At 75.2% G+C, this 15592-nt stretch carries 16 protein-coding genes; 6 read left to right on the forward strand and 10 right to left on the reverse strand.

The window, feature by feature from the left end; genetic code table 11:
- Positions 1-72: 72 nt before the first annotated feature.
- The gene (locus DBP14_RS04185) at positions 73-909 is read left to right on the forward strand and encodes an aldo/keto reductase (RefSeq protein ID WP_129305696.1); all 837 of its coding nucleotides are present in this window, start codon (positions 73-75) and stop codon (positions 907-909) included.
- Positions 910-934: 25 nt separating this feature from the next.
- On the opposite strand, the gene DBP14_RS04190 is transcribed toward DBP14_RS04185, so the two are convergent.
- Positions 935-1546 (reverse strand): hypothetical protein, encoded by a 612-nt coding sequence (locus DBP14_RS04190; RefSeq protein WP_129305697.1) that lies wholly within the window; start codon positions 1544-1546, stop codon positions 935-937.
- 208 nt (positions 1547-1754) lie between these two features.
- On the opposite strand from DBP14_RS04190, the gene DBP14_RS04195 reads away from it, so the two are divergent.
- Entirely contained in the window at positions 1755-2450 is a 696-nt protein-coding gene (locus DBP14_RS04195; protein ID WP_129305698.1) for a glycoside hydrolase family 75 protein, read from the forward strand.
- A gap of 79 nt (positions 2451-2529) precedes the next feature.
- Here the strand turns inward: DBP14_RS04195 and DBP14_RS04200 are convergent, their stop codons facing one another.
- The 3 genes from DBP14_RS04200 to DBP14_RS04210 all read right to left on the reverse strand — a co-directional run bounded on the left by DBP14_RS04200 (position 2530) and on the right by DBP14_RS04210 (position 4625).
- Positions 2530-3462, reverse strand: a complete 933-nt coding sequence (locus DBP14_RS04200; protein ID WP_129305699.1) for a class I SAM-dependent methyltransferase — start codon at positions 3460-3462, stop codon at positions 2530-2532.
- Between the two features lie 96 nt (positions 3463-3558).
- Positions 3559-4314, reverse strand: coding sequence for a class I SAM-dependent methyltransferase (locus tag DBP14_RS04205; protein ID WP_129305700.1), 756 nt, complete (start codon positions 4312-4314; stop codon positions 3559-3561).
- Positions 4315-4319: 5 nt separating this feature from the next.
- Positions 4320-4625 carry a 4a-hydroxytetrahydrobiopterin dehydratase gene (locus DBP14_RS04210; protein ID WP_129305701.1) on the reverse strand — a complete coding sequence of 102 codons (306 nt, stop codon included), beginning with the start codon at positions 4623-4625 and terminating at the stop codon, positions 4320-4322.
- A gap of 156 nt (positions 4626-4781) precedes the next feature.
- Between DBP14_RS04210 and DBP14_RS04215 the strand changes: the two genes are divergently transcribed.
- Positions 4782-5618 (forward strand): helix-turn-helix transcriptional regulator, encoded by an 837-nt coding sequence (locus DBP14_RS04215; protein WP_129305702.1) that lies wholly within the window; start codon positions 4782-4784, stop codon positions 5616-5618.
- Positions 5619-5709: 91 nt separating this feature from the next.
- Positions 5710-6573, forward strand: a complete 864-nt coding sequence (locus tag DBP14_RS04220; protein WP_129305703.1) for a helix-turn-helix transcriptional regulator — start codon at positions 5710-5712, stop codon at positions 6571-6573.
- Positions 6574-6625: 52 nt separating this feature from the next.
- On the opposite strand, the gene DBP14_RS04225 is transcribed toward DBP14_RS04220, so the two are convergent.
- The 3 genes from DBP14_RS04225 to DBP14_RS04240 all read right to left on the reverse strand — a co-directional run bounded on the left by DBP14_RS04225 (position 6626) and on the right by DBP14_RS04240 (position 10157).
- Entirely contained in the window at positions 6626-7051 is a 426-nt protein-coding gene (locus DBP14_RS04225) for an OsmC family protein (RefSeq protein ID WP_129305704.1), read from the reverse strand.
- Positions 7052-7181: 130 nt separating this feature from the next.
- Positions 7182-9578: a phage holin family protein gene (locus DBP14_RS04230; protein WP_277752749.1), complete on the reverse strand. Its 2397-nt coding sequence runs from the start codon at positions 9576-9578 to the stop codon at positions 7182-7184.
- A gap of 147 nt (positions 9579-9725) precedes the next feature.
- On the reverse strand, positions 9726-10157 hold the full coding sequence (locus DBP14_RS04240; protein ID WP_129305705.1) for a hypothetical protein: 432 nt from the start codon (positions 10155-10157) through the stop codon (positions 9726-9728).
- Positions 10158-10242: 85 nt separating this feature from the next.
- On the opposite strand from DBP14_RS04240, the gene DBP14_RS04245 reads away from it, so the two are divergent.
- The gene (locus DBP14_RS04245) at positions 10243-11016 is read left to right on the forward strand and encodes an MBL fold metallo-hydrolase (RefSeq protein ID WP_129305706.1); all 774 of its coding nucleotides are present in this window, start codon (positions 10243-10245) and stop codon (positions 11014-11016) included.
- On the forward strand, positions 11013-11690 hold the full coding sequence (locus tag DBP14_RS04250) for a VTT domain-containing protein (protein ID WP_129305707.1): 678 nt from the start codon (positions 11013-11015) through the stop codon (positions 11688-11690). Before DBP14_RS04245 ends, DBP14_RS04250 begins: the two co-directional genes overlap by 4 nt.
- On the opposite strand, the gene DBP14_RS04255 is transcribed toward DBP14_RS04250, so the two are convergent.
- The 3 genes from DBP14_RS04255 to DBP14_RS04265 form a co-directional block, all read right to left on the reverse strand.
- A complete protein-coding gene (locus DBP14_RS04255; protein WP_129305708.1) occupies positions 11664-12893 on the reverse strand; it encodes an MBL fold metallo-hydrolase in 1230 nt (409 codons plus the stop codon). The two genes, DBP14_RS04250 and DBP14_RS04255, sit on opposite strands and share 27 nt — an antisense overlap.
- The gene (locus DBP14_RS04260; protein WP_129311667.1) at positions 12890-14164 is read right to left on the reverse strand and encodes an aminotransferase class I/II-fold pyridoxal phosphate-dependent enzyme; all 1275 of its coding nucleotides are present in this window, start codon (positions 14162-14164) and stop codon (positions 12890-12892) included. Before DBP14_RS04260 ends, DBP14_RS04255 begins: the two co-directional genes overlap by 4 nt.
- 493 nt (positions 14165-14657) lie before the next feature.
- A complete protein-coding gene (locus tag DBP14_RS04265) occupies positions 14658-15512 on the reverse strand; it encodes a hypothetical protein (protein WP_129305709.1) in 855 nt (284 codons plus the stop codon).
- Positions 15513-15592: the final 80 nt, after the last annotated feature.

Consider the following 15592-nt stretch of genomic DNA (forward strand, 5'->3'; position numbering starts at 1 on the left):
CGGAATGCATTCCGGCAGCCGGTCGTTGACGATGGCAATACCCCTGTCGACAACCGAAGGATCAACGAGCTCGTGAGCAGCAAGGTCCCCCCGATCATCCTCAACAACGGCGTCGAGATGCCCCAGCTGGGCTTCGGCGTGTGGCAGGTGCCGGACAAGGAGGCCGAGCGGGCCGTCGCCACGGCGCTCGACGCCGGGTACCGCAGCATCGACACCGCGGCGATCTACCGCAACGAGAAGGGCACCGGCAAGGCCGTCGCCTCCTCGGGCCTGCGCCGTGAGGACGTCTTCGTCACCACGAAGGTCTGGAACAACGAGCAGGGCTACGACGCCACGCTGCGCGCCTTCGACGCGTCGCTGAAGAAGCTGCGCCTGGACTACGTCGACCTGTACCTGATCCACTGGCCGGTGCCGGCCCAGGACACGTACGTCGACACCTACCGGGCGCTGGAGAAGCTGCACGCCGACGGCCGGGCCCGGGCGATCGGCGTGTCCAACTTCCTCACCCCGCATCTGCGCCGGCTGCTCGACGAGACGTCCGTCGTCCCGGCGGTCAACCAGATCGAGCTGCACCCGCACCTGCAGCAGCATCAGTCGCGCGCGTTCCACGCCGAGCACGGCATCGCCACCGAGGCCTGGTCCCCGCTCGGCCAGGGCAAGGGCCTGCTGGAGGTGCCGGCGGTGGTGGCCATCGCCCGCAAGCACGAGCGCACCCCGGCGCAGGTCGTGCTGCGCTGGCACCTGCAGCTCGGCAACGTGGTGATCCCCAAGTCCGTGACGCCGTCCCGGATCCGGGAGAACATCGACGTCTTCGACTTCCTGCTGGACGACGAGGACCTCGCGGCGATCAGCGCGCTCGACGAGGACCGGCGCCTGGGCCCCGACCCGGCCGCGTTCGGGGCGAACTAGCCGCCTCGGCCCGTGACGGCCCGGTTCAGCCGCGCCGCACGTCGGCGTGCAGGACCTCGAACTCCTCCAGGCTCGTCACGGTCACGTGCGCCTTGGCGGTGCCCTCGTGCCGGGCGGACGCCTGTCCGGCACGGGAAGCGGCCAGGGAGTGCGCGTCGGCGAACAGCGTGCCGACCATGCCGCGCCCGCGCTCCCGGTCCAGGAACAGGGCGGCCCGGGCGAGTCCGGGCAGCGCTTCCAGCCGGGGCGCGACGGTGCCGCGGAAGGTGTCGGCGAACAGGTCGGCGTCCGCCGGGTCGAACTCGACCCGGGTGAGGCGCAGTCCGCCGCCCAGGGTGGGCCGTCGTACGGCGTGGAAGACGGCGACCTCGTAGTTCTCCACCGCGAGGGTGCCCGCGAAGGGCTCCAGCAGCGCGGGCCGTCGTACGCGCATCACGTCGTCGCTGTTGCGCCGGTCCGCCTCGGAGCTCCACCAGCTGACCGTGAGGAGTTTGCCGAGCTCCCGGTCGGCGAAGACGCCCGCGCCGCGGTACCCCGGGCGTTCTTCGAGCAGGTCGTGTCCCTCGCTGTTCAGGGCCCGGACGGCGGTGTCGAGCTTCGCCGGATCGCCCGTCGCGTACACCGTGCGTACGAACATGACGCCTCGCCTCCCGGGGCTTTGACCGTCGGCGGTGCCGGATATACCGGAGATGTCCGCTGATGCCAGTGTTCCGCCGGGGGCAAAAGCGCGCAATGCGCACGGATTCCGGGAGTTCGCCACCACGGGGTTGACGGGGACATGCCGTTAGGGCCACCTTGTACGGCACCCGGTAAGGAAAGTTTCCTAATAGAAGGGCTCCCCCACAGTGCGCCTTCGAACACTGACCCTCGCCGCGGCCTCCGGGGCCGCGCTGCTCGCCGCCGGGGTGCTCCCGGCGAACGCCTCCTCCGGCGCCGCGCCCGCCTCCGCGAAGGAGGGTTCCGTCAGCGCCTCCGACCTGCTCGCCAAGGTGCGGTCGTGCTCGCGGATATCGCACGGCAAGTACCGGACCGACGAGGAGACGTCGGCCACGGTCCCGGTGTGCGGCAAGAACGGCGCGGTCTTCTGGAAGGCCGACATGGACATCGACTGCGACGGCCGCCGCACCGCCAACTGCAACGAGGACCGCGACCCCTGGTACCAGGACGACACCCGCTTCCACCAGTCCGACGGCCGGCCGCTGTCGGCGGAGTCGCTGCCGTACGTGGTGGTGCCCAGCTCCAGCGGCATCTGGGACTACGCCGGCTCCGGCATCAAGGGCGGCGGGGTCGTCGCGGTGATCTACCAGGGCAGGGTCGAGTACGCCGTCGTCGGCGACACCGGGCCCGAGAAGATCATCGGCGAGGCCTCGTACGCCGCCGCCCGGGCCCTCGGCATCGACCCCGACCCGGCCACCGGCGGCGCCGACTCCGGCGTGACCTACATCCTGTTCGAGAACTCCCGGGTCTCCCCCATCGAGAGCCACAGCGCGGCCGTGTCCCTCGGCGACCAGCTGGCCAGGAAGTTCCTGCGGGACAACTGAGCACCGGCGTACGTCCGCGGGGCCGGCCAGGGGTCGTAAGGCACCGCCGCCGGCCCCGGCGGGCTGCCGGGGCCGGTGGTCACACCGGCCGGACCGCCGTGTGGACCGTGTACGCGCCGAGCACGAAGACGTCCGGGCGCCGGTGCACACCCGCCGGGTCCGCGGGATCCAGCAGCCGGTCCAGGGTGGCGCGGTCCTGTGCGTCCAGGTCGTCCGCGAGGCCGTCGCGGACGCGGGACAGGGACGCGGCGACGTAGGCGCGGGCGCGGTCGGTCGCCGGTGCCGGGAGGTCGAGCAGGAACGTGCGGGTGCGGGTGTGCTTCAGCCCGGCGGAGGTGAGCAGGGCCGGCCAGTCCTCGGTCACCGTGACGGAGCCGGGCAGGTCGGCGCGCATCCGGGCGAACCACTCCTCCTCCAGCGCGTCCACGCGGGCCTGGAGCCCGGGCCGGCCGATGCCGATGTCTCGGGGCAGGAAGCGGGTCGGCAGGCCGCCCTCCAGGAGGGCCAGGGTGCCGCCGGGGGCCAGGCGGGCGGCGAAGGCGGCGAGCGCGGCCCGCTGGTCGCCGAGGTGGTGCAGGCTGCGGCTGGCCCACAACAGGTCGGCCGGGTAGTCCAGTTCACCGAGCACGTCGGGCAGTTCACCGGCGAGGGTCTCGAAGCGGTCGGCCACGCCCTGCCGGGCGGCACGGGCGCGGGCGCGGTCCAGCAGCGGCTCCGTGCCGTCGACGGCCACGACGCGGGCGCCGGGGAAGGCGTCGGCGAACAGGCAGGAGACGACTCCGGGCCCGCTGCCCGCGTCGACGATCAGCCCGGGCTCGGTGACCTCCTGCGCGAGCCAGGCCATGGCCCGCTCGTACACGGGGGCGAACAGCTCCGCCTGCGTCTCCAGCAGGGGACCCATCTCGTTCCAGTCGATGTCGGTGTCCGCACCGCCGTGCCCGTGTCCGTGTCCCTGTCCGTGCCCGTGTCCCTGCTGGTGGGAGTGCTCGCGGTGGGGGTGCTCGTGCGCCATCGGGTCAGCCTCTCTTCCGGGTGCGGCCAGCGTGCGACAGCGCGACCCGGCCGGGCCAGTCACCTTGCCGGTACGGCAAAAGAGACAGCCCGCCCCTCACGCGCCGCCGGCCTCCGTCCTGCGGTAGGCGCGGACCGTGAACACCGGGTCGGGGCGGGGGCGGTCCTGGTCCGGCAGCCGGGACAGCCGTACGGCGAACTCCTCGGTGCGCGGGTCGCCCGGCGGCAGCACGGTGAACCAGCCGCGCCGGAGGTCGGCGATGGTCTCGCGGGGCGAGCGGCCCTGTCCGACGCCCGGGAAGGCGGCCTCGCCGCACGGAACCAGACCGCAGGCGGCGGCGTGCGCGGTGACGCTGTCGGCGGCGTCCCGGGCGGCGCGGTGCGGGCGCGGGGCGAGCACCTCGTCGATGTCGCTGCCCACGTCGTGCGCGGCGGCTTTGTCGACCGTGGTGACGTAGACCCCGCCGGGCCGCAGCACGCGGGCGCACTCGGCGACGACGGCCCCGACACCGGCGGCGTCGTCAAGCAGGTGCAGCAGCCAGATGCTGGTGACGGCGTCGAAGGCGGCGCCGGCGAAGGGCAGGCGGCGGCTGTCGGCCAGCAGGACCGTGCCGGGCAGGCGGGCGGCGGCCCGGTGCGCCATGCCGGGGGCGAGGTCGGATCCGGTCACCCGCAGTCCCGGCCGGGCGGCGGCCAGGCGGCGGGTGACGATGCCGGTGCCGCAGGCGACGTCGAGGAGCCGGCCGGGCCGGTCGGGTATCAGGCCGAGGACGGCCTCGGCGGCCACCTCGGCGCGGGGTTCGCCGCCGCGGGAGGCGTCGTAGGCGTCGGCTTCCTTGTCGTAGTCCAGCACACCGCTCAGTGTGCCCCGTGGCCCGGGGCGACGTCCTCCACCCTGCGGGCGAGGGAGAAGTCCTTCTCGGTGACGACGTCGCCCGCGCTGTGCGTGTTCACGCTGAGGGAGACGGTGTTGTAGCCGAGGGTGAGGTCGGAGTGGTGGTCCAGCTCGTCCTGGAGGCCGGCGATGTGCATGACCAGGGCCGCCGCCGCGAAGTGCGAGCCGAGCCGGTAGGAGCGGGTGAGGCGGTCCCCGTCCACCGACCAGCCGGGCAGTTCGGCGAGCCGGTCCTCGATCTCCTTCTGCGACAGCGGTTCGACGGCCATGTCCTGGTCCCTTCGTGGAGGTCGGCTTCTCGTTCAGCCTGCCACGCCCGGGCCCCGCTCACTCCACCACCGGGCCGTCCGCGCCGCCGCCGGAGGGACCCCGTCCCCCGGTCCGCCGCCCGGCGCGCGCCTGGTACGTCGACTACGGTCGACCGTATGACCCTTGCCGCGCCCGGAGCCGCCGTCACCGCCGCCGCCGTCCCGCCCGCCGACACGGGTGTCGGTCCGCTGCTGCGGGCCTGGCGGGAGCGGCGGCGGATCTCCCAGCTGGAGCTGGCGCTGCGCGCCGACTCCTCGGCCCGGCACATCAGCTTCATCGAGACGGGCCGGTCGCGGCCGAGCGAGGAGATGGTACTGCGGCTGGCCGAGCACCTCGACGTACCGGTGCGGGAGCGCAACGCCCTGCTGCTGGCGGCCGGTTACGCCCCGCACTACCCGGAGACCCCGCTGGACGACCCGGCGCTGGACGCGCTGCGCGACGGCATGGAACGGCTGATCCAGGGCTACGAGCCGTATCCGGCGCTGGTGGTCGACGCCACCTACACGGTGCTGGCCGCGAACCGGGGCATCGCGATGCTGCTGGAGGGCGTGCCGCAGGAGCTGATGACACCGGCGCCGAACGCGATGCGGCTGACGCTGCACCCCGAGGGGCTGGCGCCGCGCATCCACAACCTGCGGGAGTGGCGCGGGCACCTGCTGGCGCAGATGGAACGGCAGATCGCCCTGCACCGCTCCGGCCCGCTGCGGGAGTTGTACGAGGAGGTGGCCGGCTATCCGGTGCCCGCGGACGCGCCCGGCGCCGAACCGGACGAGCCGGTCCCGTACTTCGCGCTGCCGTTGCGGATCGAGCACGACGGCCGGATCCTGTCGTTCGTGTCCTCCATCTCCACGTTCAACACCCCCATGGACGTCACGGTCGCCGAGATCGCCATCGAGACGTTCCTGCCCGCGGACCCGGCCACCGCCAAGTACCTGCACACCCTGGCCGGATGAGCCCCGCGCCCCGGCCGGCCGCCCCCCGTGTGCGAACGGGCGGCGCGTGACAGACTGCCCGCAGGCGTCTGCGCGGAGGGGAGGGCGTGGCGTGAGTGAGCGGCGGCCCGCGCCCACCGTGGGCCAGGTGGTGCTCGGCAGGAGACTGCAGGAACTGCGCGAGGCCGCGGGGCTGACCCGCGAGGAGGCGGCCGGGGTCCTGCGGGTGGCGGCGGCGACCGTACGGCGGATGGAGATGGCCGAGGTCGCGCTGAAGATCCCGTACGTGCAGGTGCTGTTGACCACGTACGGGGTGCCCGGCGAGGAGGCGGACGCGTTCGTGCGGCTCGCCGAGGACGCCAACCTGCCCGGCTGGTGGCAGCGGTTCCACGACGTGCTGCCGGACTGGTTCAGCCTGTACGTCAGCCTGGAGGGCGCCGCCCGTATCATCCGCTCCTACGAGCCGCACTTCGTTCCCGGCCTGCTGCAGACGGAGGCGTACGCGCGGGCCGTGATGACGGCGGGCACGATCGGGCAGACCGGTCCGGAGACGATCGAACGGCACGTGTCGCTGCGCATGGAACGGCAGCGGCTGCTGGACGGGGACGATCCGCCCCGCCTGTGGGTGATCATGGACGAGACGGTGCTGCTGCGGCCGGTGAGCGAGCGCCCCGAGGTGCTGCGCGATCAGCTGGACCGGCTGCTGGAGTACGCCGAGCGGGACCGGGTCACCCTGCAGATCGCCGAGTTCGCGGCCGGCCCGCACCCGGGGACGTACGCCCCGTTCACGCTGTTCCGGTTCGCCGAGCCGGAGTTGCCGGACATGGTGTTCACCGAGTACCTGACCGGCGCCCTGTACCTGGACTCCCGCCGGGAGGTCGCGGCGCACCTGGAGGTGCTGGACCACATGACGGCGCGGGCCGCGTCGGCGCAGCGCACCAAGAAGCTGCTGCGGGAGTTCCGCGAGCGCCTGTAGCAGGTGCCGCGCTCCCCTCGCGGGAACGCGGCACCGCGGGGCCCTACGGCTCTCAGGCCAGCTCGGCCGTCAGCGTGATGGTGGTGCCGGTCAGGGCCTGGCTGACCGGGCAGTTCTTCTTGGCGTCCTCGGCGGCGGCCTGGAAGCCCTGCTCGTCGACTCCGGGCACGGTGCCGCGGACGCTGAGGTGGATGCCGGTGATGCCCTCGCCCGGCTGGAAGGTGACGTCGGCCTTGGTCTCCAGGCTGGTGGGCGGGGTGCCGGCGCCGGCCAGGGCGTGCGAGAGGGCCATGGAGAAGCAGCTGGAGTGGGCGGCGGCGATGAGCTCCTCGGGGCTGGTCCTGCCGTTCGCCTGCTCGGCGCGCGACGGCCACGACACCGGCTGCTGGCCGATGCCGGAGGAGTCGAAGGTGACGACGCCGCTGCCCTTGAGCAGGTCGCCCTCCCAGACGGTGTGTGCGGTGCGCGTGGTGGCCACGGTGGTTCCTTTCGCGTGCGGTCGCGTGGACGGCGTGCCCGCGGCCCTGCACAGGGCGCGGGGTGAGTGCCGTACCCCCCATCCGATCACATCCGGCGGCGCCGCACCGGGAACACCGGCGCGCGGGTGGTCACGCGGCGCGGTCCGGCTCCGCCTCGGCGTCCGCCGGTTCCAGCGGGACCTGCGGTCCGTTCAACTCGCCGAGCCAGCGGCGCAGTACGTGGTGCACCTGCTCGGCGCCGGCCGGTTCCCGGCCGTCGGCGGCGGGCGCGGACAGGGTGAGCGGGGAGAGCAGGAAGGGGCGGGACTGGGCGCCGCCGAGGCCGCCGTGGGAGCCGATCTGCTCCTCGAAGGCGAGGACTTCGCCGTCGGCGGGGTCGTGGCAGGAGTTGACCATGATGTCGGCGGTGTGCGGGAAGGAGTGGGTGCGGCGCACGGCGTCGGCGGCGCCGGGCCCGAACCCGGCCAGCGGTCCGGGCTCCTCGTCGAGCCGGGCCAGCGGAATCTCGGCGCCGAACGGGCCGAGGACGACGCCGTCGTGCTCCTCGCTGCGCACCAGCAGGAATCCGACGCCGGGGTGGTTGGCGAGGGTGGTGAGCAGGGCGGGGTGGCGGGCGTCGATCTCCTCCTTGGTCATGCGGTGGCCGACGTCCGGGAAGGAGACCAGGCCGAGGTTGCCGGAGGCCAGGACGAGCGGCTCCGGCCGGTGGGCGGTGCGGTGGCGGGCCGCGTCCTGCTGCTCGGGCCGGCGCAGCGCCGCCCGGACGGCCGCGCGGGCCTCGGCGCCGCTGCGGGTGCTCCCCCGGTGCTGAACGCCTGGGGGGACCCCCATGGCCTTGCGCGGGACGGGCAGCCCGCAGCCGGCGCGGACGAGGTCGTCGAGGGTGAGGCCGTAGCGGGCGTGGAAGGTCTCGCCGGGGCTCTGGCCGTGGTCGGACAGCACGACGATCCGGTACGGGCGCGGGGCGTGGTCGGCGACCTTCTCGATGAGGGCGAGACAGCGGTCGAGGCGGCGCAGCACCTGTTCGGCGTCGCGGCTGCGCGGCCCGGAGTGGTGGGCGACCTCGTCGTAGGCGACGAGGTCGGCGTAGACGGCGGTGCGGCCGGCGAGCAGGTCGCCCATGACGGCGGCGACCACGACGTCGCGTTCGACGACGGTGGCGAAGGCGCGGACGAGCGGGTAGAGGCCGCCGCGACTCACGCGGGGCCGCTGTCCGCGCAGGCGGGCGCGGGTGGCCTGGCCGGTCTCGCGGAACACCTCGGCGACGAAGGACAGGGCGGTGCGCACGGCGTTGGCGGGGTCGGAGAAGTAGGCGAAGTATCCGGCCCGGCTGCGGTTGCCGCGGCCGCGGCGGCGGGTGGCGATGGACAGGACGAGGGCCTGTTCCCCGGCGCCGCCGCTGAACAGGTTGCCGCGGCTGGCGCCGTCGACGGTGAGCAGTCCGCCGTCGCCGGTGTGCCGGACGGCGCGGCGCTGCAGTTCTGCGGCGCTGGTGGGCCGGTTGCAGACCATCACCTCACCGCGGTCCTTCTCGTACCACCGGAAGGCGGGCACGTCGAAGGTGCTCCCGTGCAGGATGCCGAGCTGGCTGGCACCGGTCTGACTGGACCAGTCGGTGTGCCAGGGGGTGAGGCGGTGGGTGGGGCGCGGGGTGGGGCTGCTGATCACTCCGGGGCCGGTGGGGCCGGTGGGCTGCATACGGTCGGCCGTGGATCGCATACCGTCGGCGAGCGCCGGGACGCCGTCGACGCCGGTGTGCAGCGCGGCGGCGGTCGACAGGATGCCATCGGCGGTCGCCCGCACACCGTCGCCGACCGACTGCACAACGCCGTCGGCCGACGGCAGGTCGTCGCCAGTCGACCGCAGGTCGTCGCCGGTCGACCGCACATCTTCGACGGCCGCCCGCGCACCGCCGTCGCCCGCCCGCAGACCGTCTTCGGTCGACAGCCAGCGGGCGACCGTCGGCATCAGGCCCTTGGCAACCGCGTCCACCAGCACGTCATGTCCCACCCCGTCCAGCTGGACGCAGACCAGGCCAGGGGTGTCGGCACACGGCGGCCGGGATCTGCGGCGGCGGTCGGCGAGCCGGGACAGCCGGCTGCGGTAGGCGTCGTCATCGCGTACGGCGAGGGCGCCGCCGGTGGCCGAGGCGACCGCGGACATCACGGCGGCCACGATGACGGCGGTCTCCGGGGCGGCCTCGCTCTGCCCGGAGGGGTTCAGGCGGAGGGCGAGCAGCAGCAGGGAGCCGTTGAGGAAGAAGACCAGCAGGCCGATGACGAGGGCGGGGACGAGCAGCAGCAGCCGTACCAGCAGCGGCCAGACGACGGCGGACAGCACGCCGAAGGCGCCGGCGCCGCAGGCCGCGGTGACGGCGATACGGGTGGCGCTGTCGCCGTCGGGGGACTGGAGCCGGAAGTCCGGCAGGAGTCCGGCGAGCGCCAGCATGGTGACGGTGGAGACCGCCCACACGACGGCGCTCCGCCCGATCCGGCCGGCGACCCGCCGCCACCGCACGCCCCACACGCCCTGTCTCACGTCCTCCCCGGCCACCTGGTCCCGCTCCCACCCTGCCACACGCTCCGACGCGGGCCCGTGGAAGTGCGGTACCAGTCCGGCGCCGGTCCCCGGCGCCCGGGTCTGAGCCGGGGGCCACCGGCTACCGGCTACCGGCTACCGGCCGTCGTATCCCGCCGTCGGCATCGACAGTCTGCGGTGCACGCGGGCCTTCATCTGGGCGTCGTAGGACGGCTCGGCGCGGCCGACCGTCTCGACCCGCACGCCGCGCCGGGCGCACTCGGCGGTGAACTCCTCCACCGAGGACAGCGCGCGCTGCAGTACCCGCAGGCTGGGGGCGACGAACACGTCGACACCGGGGCGGACGCCGTCCCACAGGGCGCAGTGGTCGTAGCGGAGTCCGCCGACGAGGAGTTCCCGGGCGATCACGTATCCGCGTTCGGCGGCCCAGCGGGCGCACATCGCGTGCTGGCTGCGGGAGTCCACGAGGAAGGGGTCGGCCTCCAGTTCCTCCAGTGGTGTCAGGCTCGCGATGGCGGTCACCCGCACCGGCGCGCGCCCGCCGGAGGCACCCCGCAGCTGTCCCATGGCGTCCCCCTCACCTCCGGGTTTCGCCGCCGACCCTACTCCTGCCCGTAGGCTTCGGGGAGTCGCGCGAAGGGGGCGGAAGAGGGTGCCGGTGGAGATCACCTGGTGGGGTCACGCCACGTGCACGGTGGAGGATTCGAACACGCGGGTGCTCACCGACCCGTTGTTCGCGCGCCGGCTGGCGCATCTGCGCCGGCGCCGGGGCGCGCCGCCGCCGGCGGAGGCCCGCCGCGCTGATCTGGTGCTGGTCTCCCACCTGCACGCCGATCATCTGCACGTGCCGTCGCTGGCCGGTCTGGCCCCGGGCACGCTCCTGCTCGTGCCCCAGGGCGCACGACGGGCGGTGCCCGGACTGCGCCGGCTCCGGCACCTGCGGGTCACCGAGGTCGCCCCGGGGGACGCGGTGCGGGCCGGTGACCTGCGGGTGCGAGTGGTGCCGGCGCGGCACGACGGGCGGCGGCTGCCGGTGGGCCCGCATCGCTGTCCCGCGCTGGGGTACGTCGTGGAGGGCGAGGCGCGGACCTATTTCGCCGGGGACACGGGCCTGTTCGCGTCGATGGCGGAGGAGGTCGGGCCGGTGGAGGTGGCGCTGCTGCCGGTGGGCGGCTGGGGCCCGTACCTCGGGGAGGGGCATCTGGACGCGGGGCGGGCGGCGCAGGCGCTGGCCCGGCTGGCGCCGCGCGCCGCGGTGCCGGTGCACTACGGCACGTACTGGCCGATCGGCATGGACGGGGTGCGCCCGCACGAGTTCCACGCGCCGGGCGACGAGTTCGTGCGCCTGGCGGCCGCGGCCGCGCCCGGGGTGGACGTGCACAAGCTGGGGCACGGCGAGGGCGTGCGGCTGGAGGTCGCGCGGTGACGTGGCTGTCGTCCGCGACGGCGTTCGCCGCGGCCACGACGTCGACGCTGCGGCCGGAGTACGCGCAGCCGGCGATCGGCTATCCGACGCTGTTCCTGCTGGTGCTGGCCGGTGCGCTGGTGCCGGTGGTGCCGACGGGGGCCCTGGTGAGTTCGGCGGCGGTGGTGGCGTTCCACCGGACGGCGACGGTGCCGTACTCGCTGGCGCTGGTGTTCGTGACGGCGGCGCTCGGGGCGTTCCTGGGGGACGCGGCGCTGTACTGGCTGGGCCGGCGCGGGCTGCGGTCGAAGAACGGTTCGCGCTGGCTGGAGGCGATCCGGTCGCGGGCACCGGAGGAGCGGCTGGCGCAGGCGCGGGAGAAGCTGGGCGAGCACGGGGTGGCCGTGCTGGTGCTGTCCCGGCTGGTCCCCGCGGGCCGGCTGCCGGTGATGCTGGCGTGTCTGCTGGCGGAGTGGCCGCTGCGGAGGTTCAGCCGGGGCAACGTGCTCGCGTGTGTGGCGTGGGCGGTCACCTATCAGGTGATCGGGATACTGGGCGGGTCGTTGTTCGAGGAGCCCTGGGAAGGGGTGGTCGTGGCGGTCGCCCTCACCGTCGTGGTGAGTGTGGCGCCCGGTGTGTGGCGGCGGCTGCGGGGGCTCACCGGCGGGCTACGGCGTCCCGGCCAGGACGCGTGACGCGCCGACCGGCAGGTCCCACAGGTCGTCCCGGTCCAGTCCCGCCCGCTCCCAGGCGGCCCGCACCCGGGTGAGCGGTTCGAGGACGGGTTCGGCCGAGAGCACGAAGGTGCCCCAGTGCATGGGGGCCATGGCGCGGGCGCCGAGGTCGACGGTGGCGCGGACCGCTTCCTCGGGGTCGCAGTGGACGTCCCTCAGCCACCAGCGGGGGTCGTAGGCGCCGATGGGCATGAGGGTGAGGTCGATGCCGGGGTAGCGGCGGCCGATGCGGGCGAACCAGTGGCCGTAGCCGGTGTCGCCGGCGAAGTGCACGCGGCGGCTGTCGGGGGCGGTGAGGATCCAGCCGCCCCACAGGCTGTGGCAGGTGTCGGTGAGGGTGCGCTTGGACCAGTGGTGCGCCGGCACGAAGTCGAAGCGGGTGCCGGAGAGTTCGGACGCCTCCCACCAGTCCAGCTCGGTGATCCGGGTGAACTTCCGGCGCCGGAACCAGCGGCCGAGTCCGGCCGGCACGAACACCGGGGTGTCGCGGGGCAGTCGGCGCAGGGTGGGGGCGTCGAGGTGGTCGTAGTGGTTGTGGCTGATGACGACGGCGTCGACGGGCGGCAGGTCGTGCCAGGCGACGCCGACGGGGGTGATGCGGGCGGGGGTGCCGAGGATACGGCGGGACCATACGGGGTCGGTGAGGACGGTGAGCCCGCCGATCCGGATGACCCAACTGGCGTGCCCGGCCCAGGTGACGGCGAGGGTGCGGGCGTCGGCGCGGGGCAACGGGGCGGGTTCGTACGGCAGTCGGGGGATGTCGGCGAGTCCGTCGGCGCGGGGCCGTACGGCACCTTCGCGGGCGAAGCGGGCGAGTGCCTTCAGGCCGGGCAGGGGTGCGGTGAGCCGGTCGTGGAACGTGCGCGGCCACACGCGGTGTTCGCCCGGCGGGCGGGGCTCGGCCAGGGGCGGGGAGGAGGGGGCGAGGGGTGCCGGCGCGGGGGGCGCCGGGGCGGAGGGCGCCGGGGCGGAGGGCGCCGGGGCGGAGGGCGCCGGGGCGGAGGGCGCGGGCGCGGACGGGCCGGCGGCCGGTCTCGCCGCCCCGGCCGTGCGGGGCTCGGTGGAGGTGACCGGCGTGGCGGACTGCGTGGCGGAGGGCGTGGCGGAGGGCGTGGACGGGCCGGGCGGTCGGCTCGGGCGCGGCGGTCGGGTCTGCTGCGTCATCGAGGAGGCTCCCATCGCTGAGCGTCGTCGCGGAGGTCTTCGAACACGGACCTCAAGGAGATCAACGCGCGTTGCACGTGTGGCAGTTCCCGCGGTGAGGGTGACGTGAGGCCTGCGGCACGTTCCTCGTCCGTGCCGCCCAGCAGCCCGGCCGTGCCGAGCCGGACGCGCAGGGCGCCCAGGTCGTCGCCGAAGCGGTGGCCGCCGGGTACGGGCCGGCCGAGCCGGGCGGTCAGCAGGTCCTCCAGTTCCTGTGCGTCGCCGACGCCTTGTGCGGCGAGCGGTTCGCGCAGCGGGTCGAGGTCGGCGTACAGGTGACGGCCGGCCTGCGGGGGCCGGGCGAGGGCGCCGCCGGCGACGACCGCCTCGTGTGCGGCAGCGGCCACGCGCGCGTGCAGGCGTACGGCGGCGGCGCGGCGCTCGGTGACGGGTTCCGGTTCGTCGAGGGCGTACCCGGCGGCGGTGGCGACGGGTCCGGCCACGCGTGCGCCGAGCACGGTGAGCACGTCGAGCACGCGCGCGTGCAGCGCGGCGCCCGCGGCTCCTTCCGGGAAGCGGGCGACGGCGGCGGGCCAGCCGGCGGGGAGCAGCGAGCCGGCCAGGTCGGTGACGACGGTGACCCGGTCGGGGAGCATCTCGGCGGGGCTGAGCAGCACGGTCTCGTGGGGGGCGTGCACGGTGTCGCGCCAGGTCTCGTCGCTGACCAGGTGCAGTCCTTCGGCGGCTGCCGCCTCGACGGTCTCGTGGAGGAGTTCGGGCGGGGCGACGGTGGCGGTGGGGTCGTCGGCGACGGACAGCACCAGCAGCCGCGGGTCGCCGCCCTCGGCGCGGACGCGGCGGACGGTCTCCAGGAGGGCGTAGGGGTCGGGTACGCCGCCGCTCTCGGCGGGGGTCGGCACGTGGAAGACGGGTCTGCCGAGGAGGCGGGCGTACGGCGCCCACCAGGCGGCGCACGGGCGGGGCACCAGGACATCGCCGCCCTGGCCGTTCTCGCCCCGGTCGCCGCCGAGCGCGGCGGTGAGGGCGAGCAGCAGGGCGGGGGCACCGGGGCCGGCAGTCACCCGGTCGGGGACGCAGGGCAGGCCGCGCCGGGTCCAGTAGCCGCAGGCCGCTTCGAGGACGGCGGGGGCGCCGCCGACCGGCTGGGCGTCGGCGCGGCCCGCCGAGGCGGCGAGGACGGCGGCGAGTTCGGGGAGGACCGGCAGGCCGTCGTCGGGAAGGGGAGGCCCGAAGCGGACGGGGCCGTGGCCTACGGGATCCGTCCGCCGCATGTCCGCCTCCGCCCGGTCCGTGCTCGCCGTCCGCTGTCCTGTCGTGCCCTGGCCTGCCATGGGCTGGCCTGTCGTGCGCCGGCCTGTCGTGCCCTGTCCCGTCGCGCCGTGTTTCCGTCGCCGGTCCGCAGGCGCCGCCCTGCCGGGGCGCGGCTGCCGTCCCCGTCGGCCATGCCGCCCGGCGCCGTTCGCGGAGTCGGCCGTCGGTCCCGTCCTGGTCACCGTCTGCCCCGTGCCGTCGGTTCGCCTGCCGCCCGCGCCCTGATAGCCGTCACCGTCGCCCCCGTCCTGGCTGCCCGTCGCTCCGTCCCGCCGCCCGGCGCCGCTCCCCCGCCCGACTGCCGTAGCGGGGTCCGGCGGGCGGGTGCGGTCGTGGTGCCCAACCGTGCGGCTGGTGCGCGCGTGGCCGTTGTCGCCGTCCTGGGCTTGTGTGTACCCGCCCGGCGGCGGTCCATGGCCGGGGGCGCCGATCCGGCCGTGCACCGGGCCCGGCTCAGCCGTCCTCCCGGCGCCGGGGCCGGTGCAGCCGGTAGGCGGCGGCCCCGCAGGCGGCGGCGATCAGGGCCGCGCCGGCGGCCAGGGCCGGTACCGAGTCGTCGAAGGTGCCGCCCTGCCCGGCCGCGACGCCGTGCTGCACGGTGGGCGGCGGGCACCCGGCGACGCCGTCGTCGCCCTCGGGGGAGCCGGGGCAGGTACGGCCACCGGTGCACGGCGACGGGCCGTGAGCCTGCCCGCAGTCCCGGCCGCCTCCGGCACAGGCCGGCCCGGTGTCCGCGGCCGGCCCGGTGTCCGCCGCCGGTCCCGGGCACTGACCGGGCTCCTCACACGGCTGGCCCGGCCGGCACTGCGGGTCCCCGCTCGTCTGGCCGCAGTCCCGTCCGGCGGTGCAGGGCCCGGTCCCCTGAACGTCGTCCGAGCCGTCGTCCGGGGCGTCGGGACGGGTGACGGAGTAGCTCGCGCTCCAGGGGCTGCCCTTGCCGCCCGAGGCCCCGGGGCAGGTTCCGTCGACGGTCCAGGCCGCGTCCGGGCCGGTGCCGGCCGGGTCCCCCTCGGCCTGCTCACCGGCGGTGATCCGGGCGGTGCCCCGGTAGGCGGGGCCGCGGTCCTCGCCGGTGACCCGCTGGAGCCGGACGGTGCCGTCCTCGAAGGCCTGGGAGGTGGCGTCGAGGGTGTCGGGTACGGTGCCGCCGATCTTGTCGCAGGTCACGGACACGGTGACGGTGCCGCCGGGCCGGACGGTGTCCGGGCTGGTCTCGGCGGCGGGGTCCGCGGTCGCGGCGGGCCCGGCCATGGCGAGCGCGGCGCCGGCCAGGGCGGCGACGGACAGGGCTCGGAAGGTGCGGCGCATGGGGCGGGCTCCTCGGACGGCGGGACGGCGACGGCAGGACGGCGAGACGGCGGGCCGAAGGTGGGGCGGCTGCCGGGTGC

It is taken from the genome of Streptomyces sp. L2 (assembly GCF_004124325.1).
GTDB lineage: Bacteria > Actinomycetota > Actinomycetes > Streptomycetales > Streptomycetaceae > Streptomyces.

What these genes read in the sequence shown, in the direction of transcription:
- DBP14_RS04240 (WP_129305705.1), bottom strand. Translation starts at nt 10,157, where the DNA reads ATGGGACAGCTGCGGGGTGCCTCCGGCGGGCGCGCGCCGGTGCGGGTG.
- DBP14_RS04190 (WP_129305697.1), bottom strand. Translation starts at nt 1,546, where the DNA reads ATGTTCGTACGCACGGTGTACGCGACGGGCGATCCGGCGAAGCTCGAC.
- DBP14_RS04265 (WP_129305709.1), bottom strand. Translation starts at nt 15,512, where the DNA reads ATGCGCCGCACCTTCCGAGCCCTGTCCGTCGCCGCCCTGGCCGGCGCC.
- DBP14_RS04215 (WP_129305702.1), top strand. Translation starts at nt 4,782, where the DNA reads ATGACCCTTGCCGCGCCCGGAGCCGCCGTCACCGCCGCCGCCGTCCCG.
- DBP14_RS04200 (WP_129305699.1), bottom strand. Translation starts at nt 3,462, where the DNA reads ATGGCGCACGAGCACCCCCACCGCGAGCACTCCCACCAGCAGGGACAC.
- DBP14_RS04210 (WP_129305701.1), bottom strand. Translation starts at nt 4,625, where the DNA reads ATGGCCGTCGAACCGCTGTCGCAGAAGGAGATCGAGGACCGGCTCGCC.
- DBP14_RS04260 (WP_129311667.1), bottom strand. Translation starts at nt 14,164, where the DNA reads ATGCGGCGGACGGATCCCGTAGGCCACGGCCCCGTCCGCTTCGGGCCT.
- DBP14_RS04255 (WP_129305708.1), bottom strand. Translation starts at nt 12,893, where the DNA reads ATGACGCAGCAGACCCGACCGCCGCGCCCGAGCCGACCGCCCGGCCCG.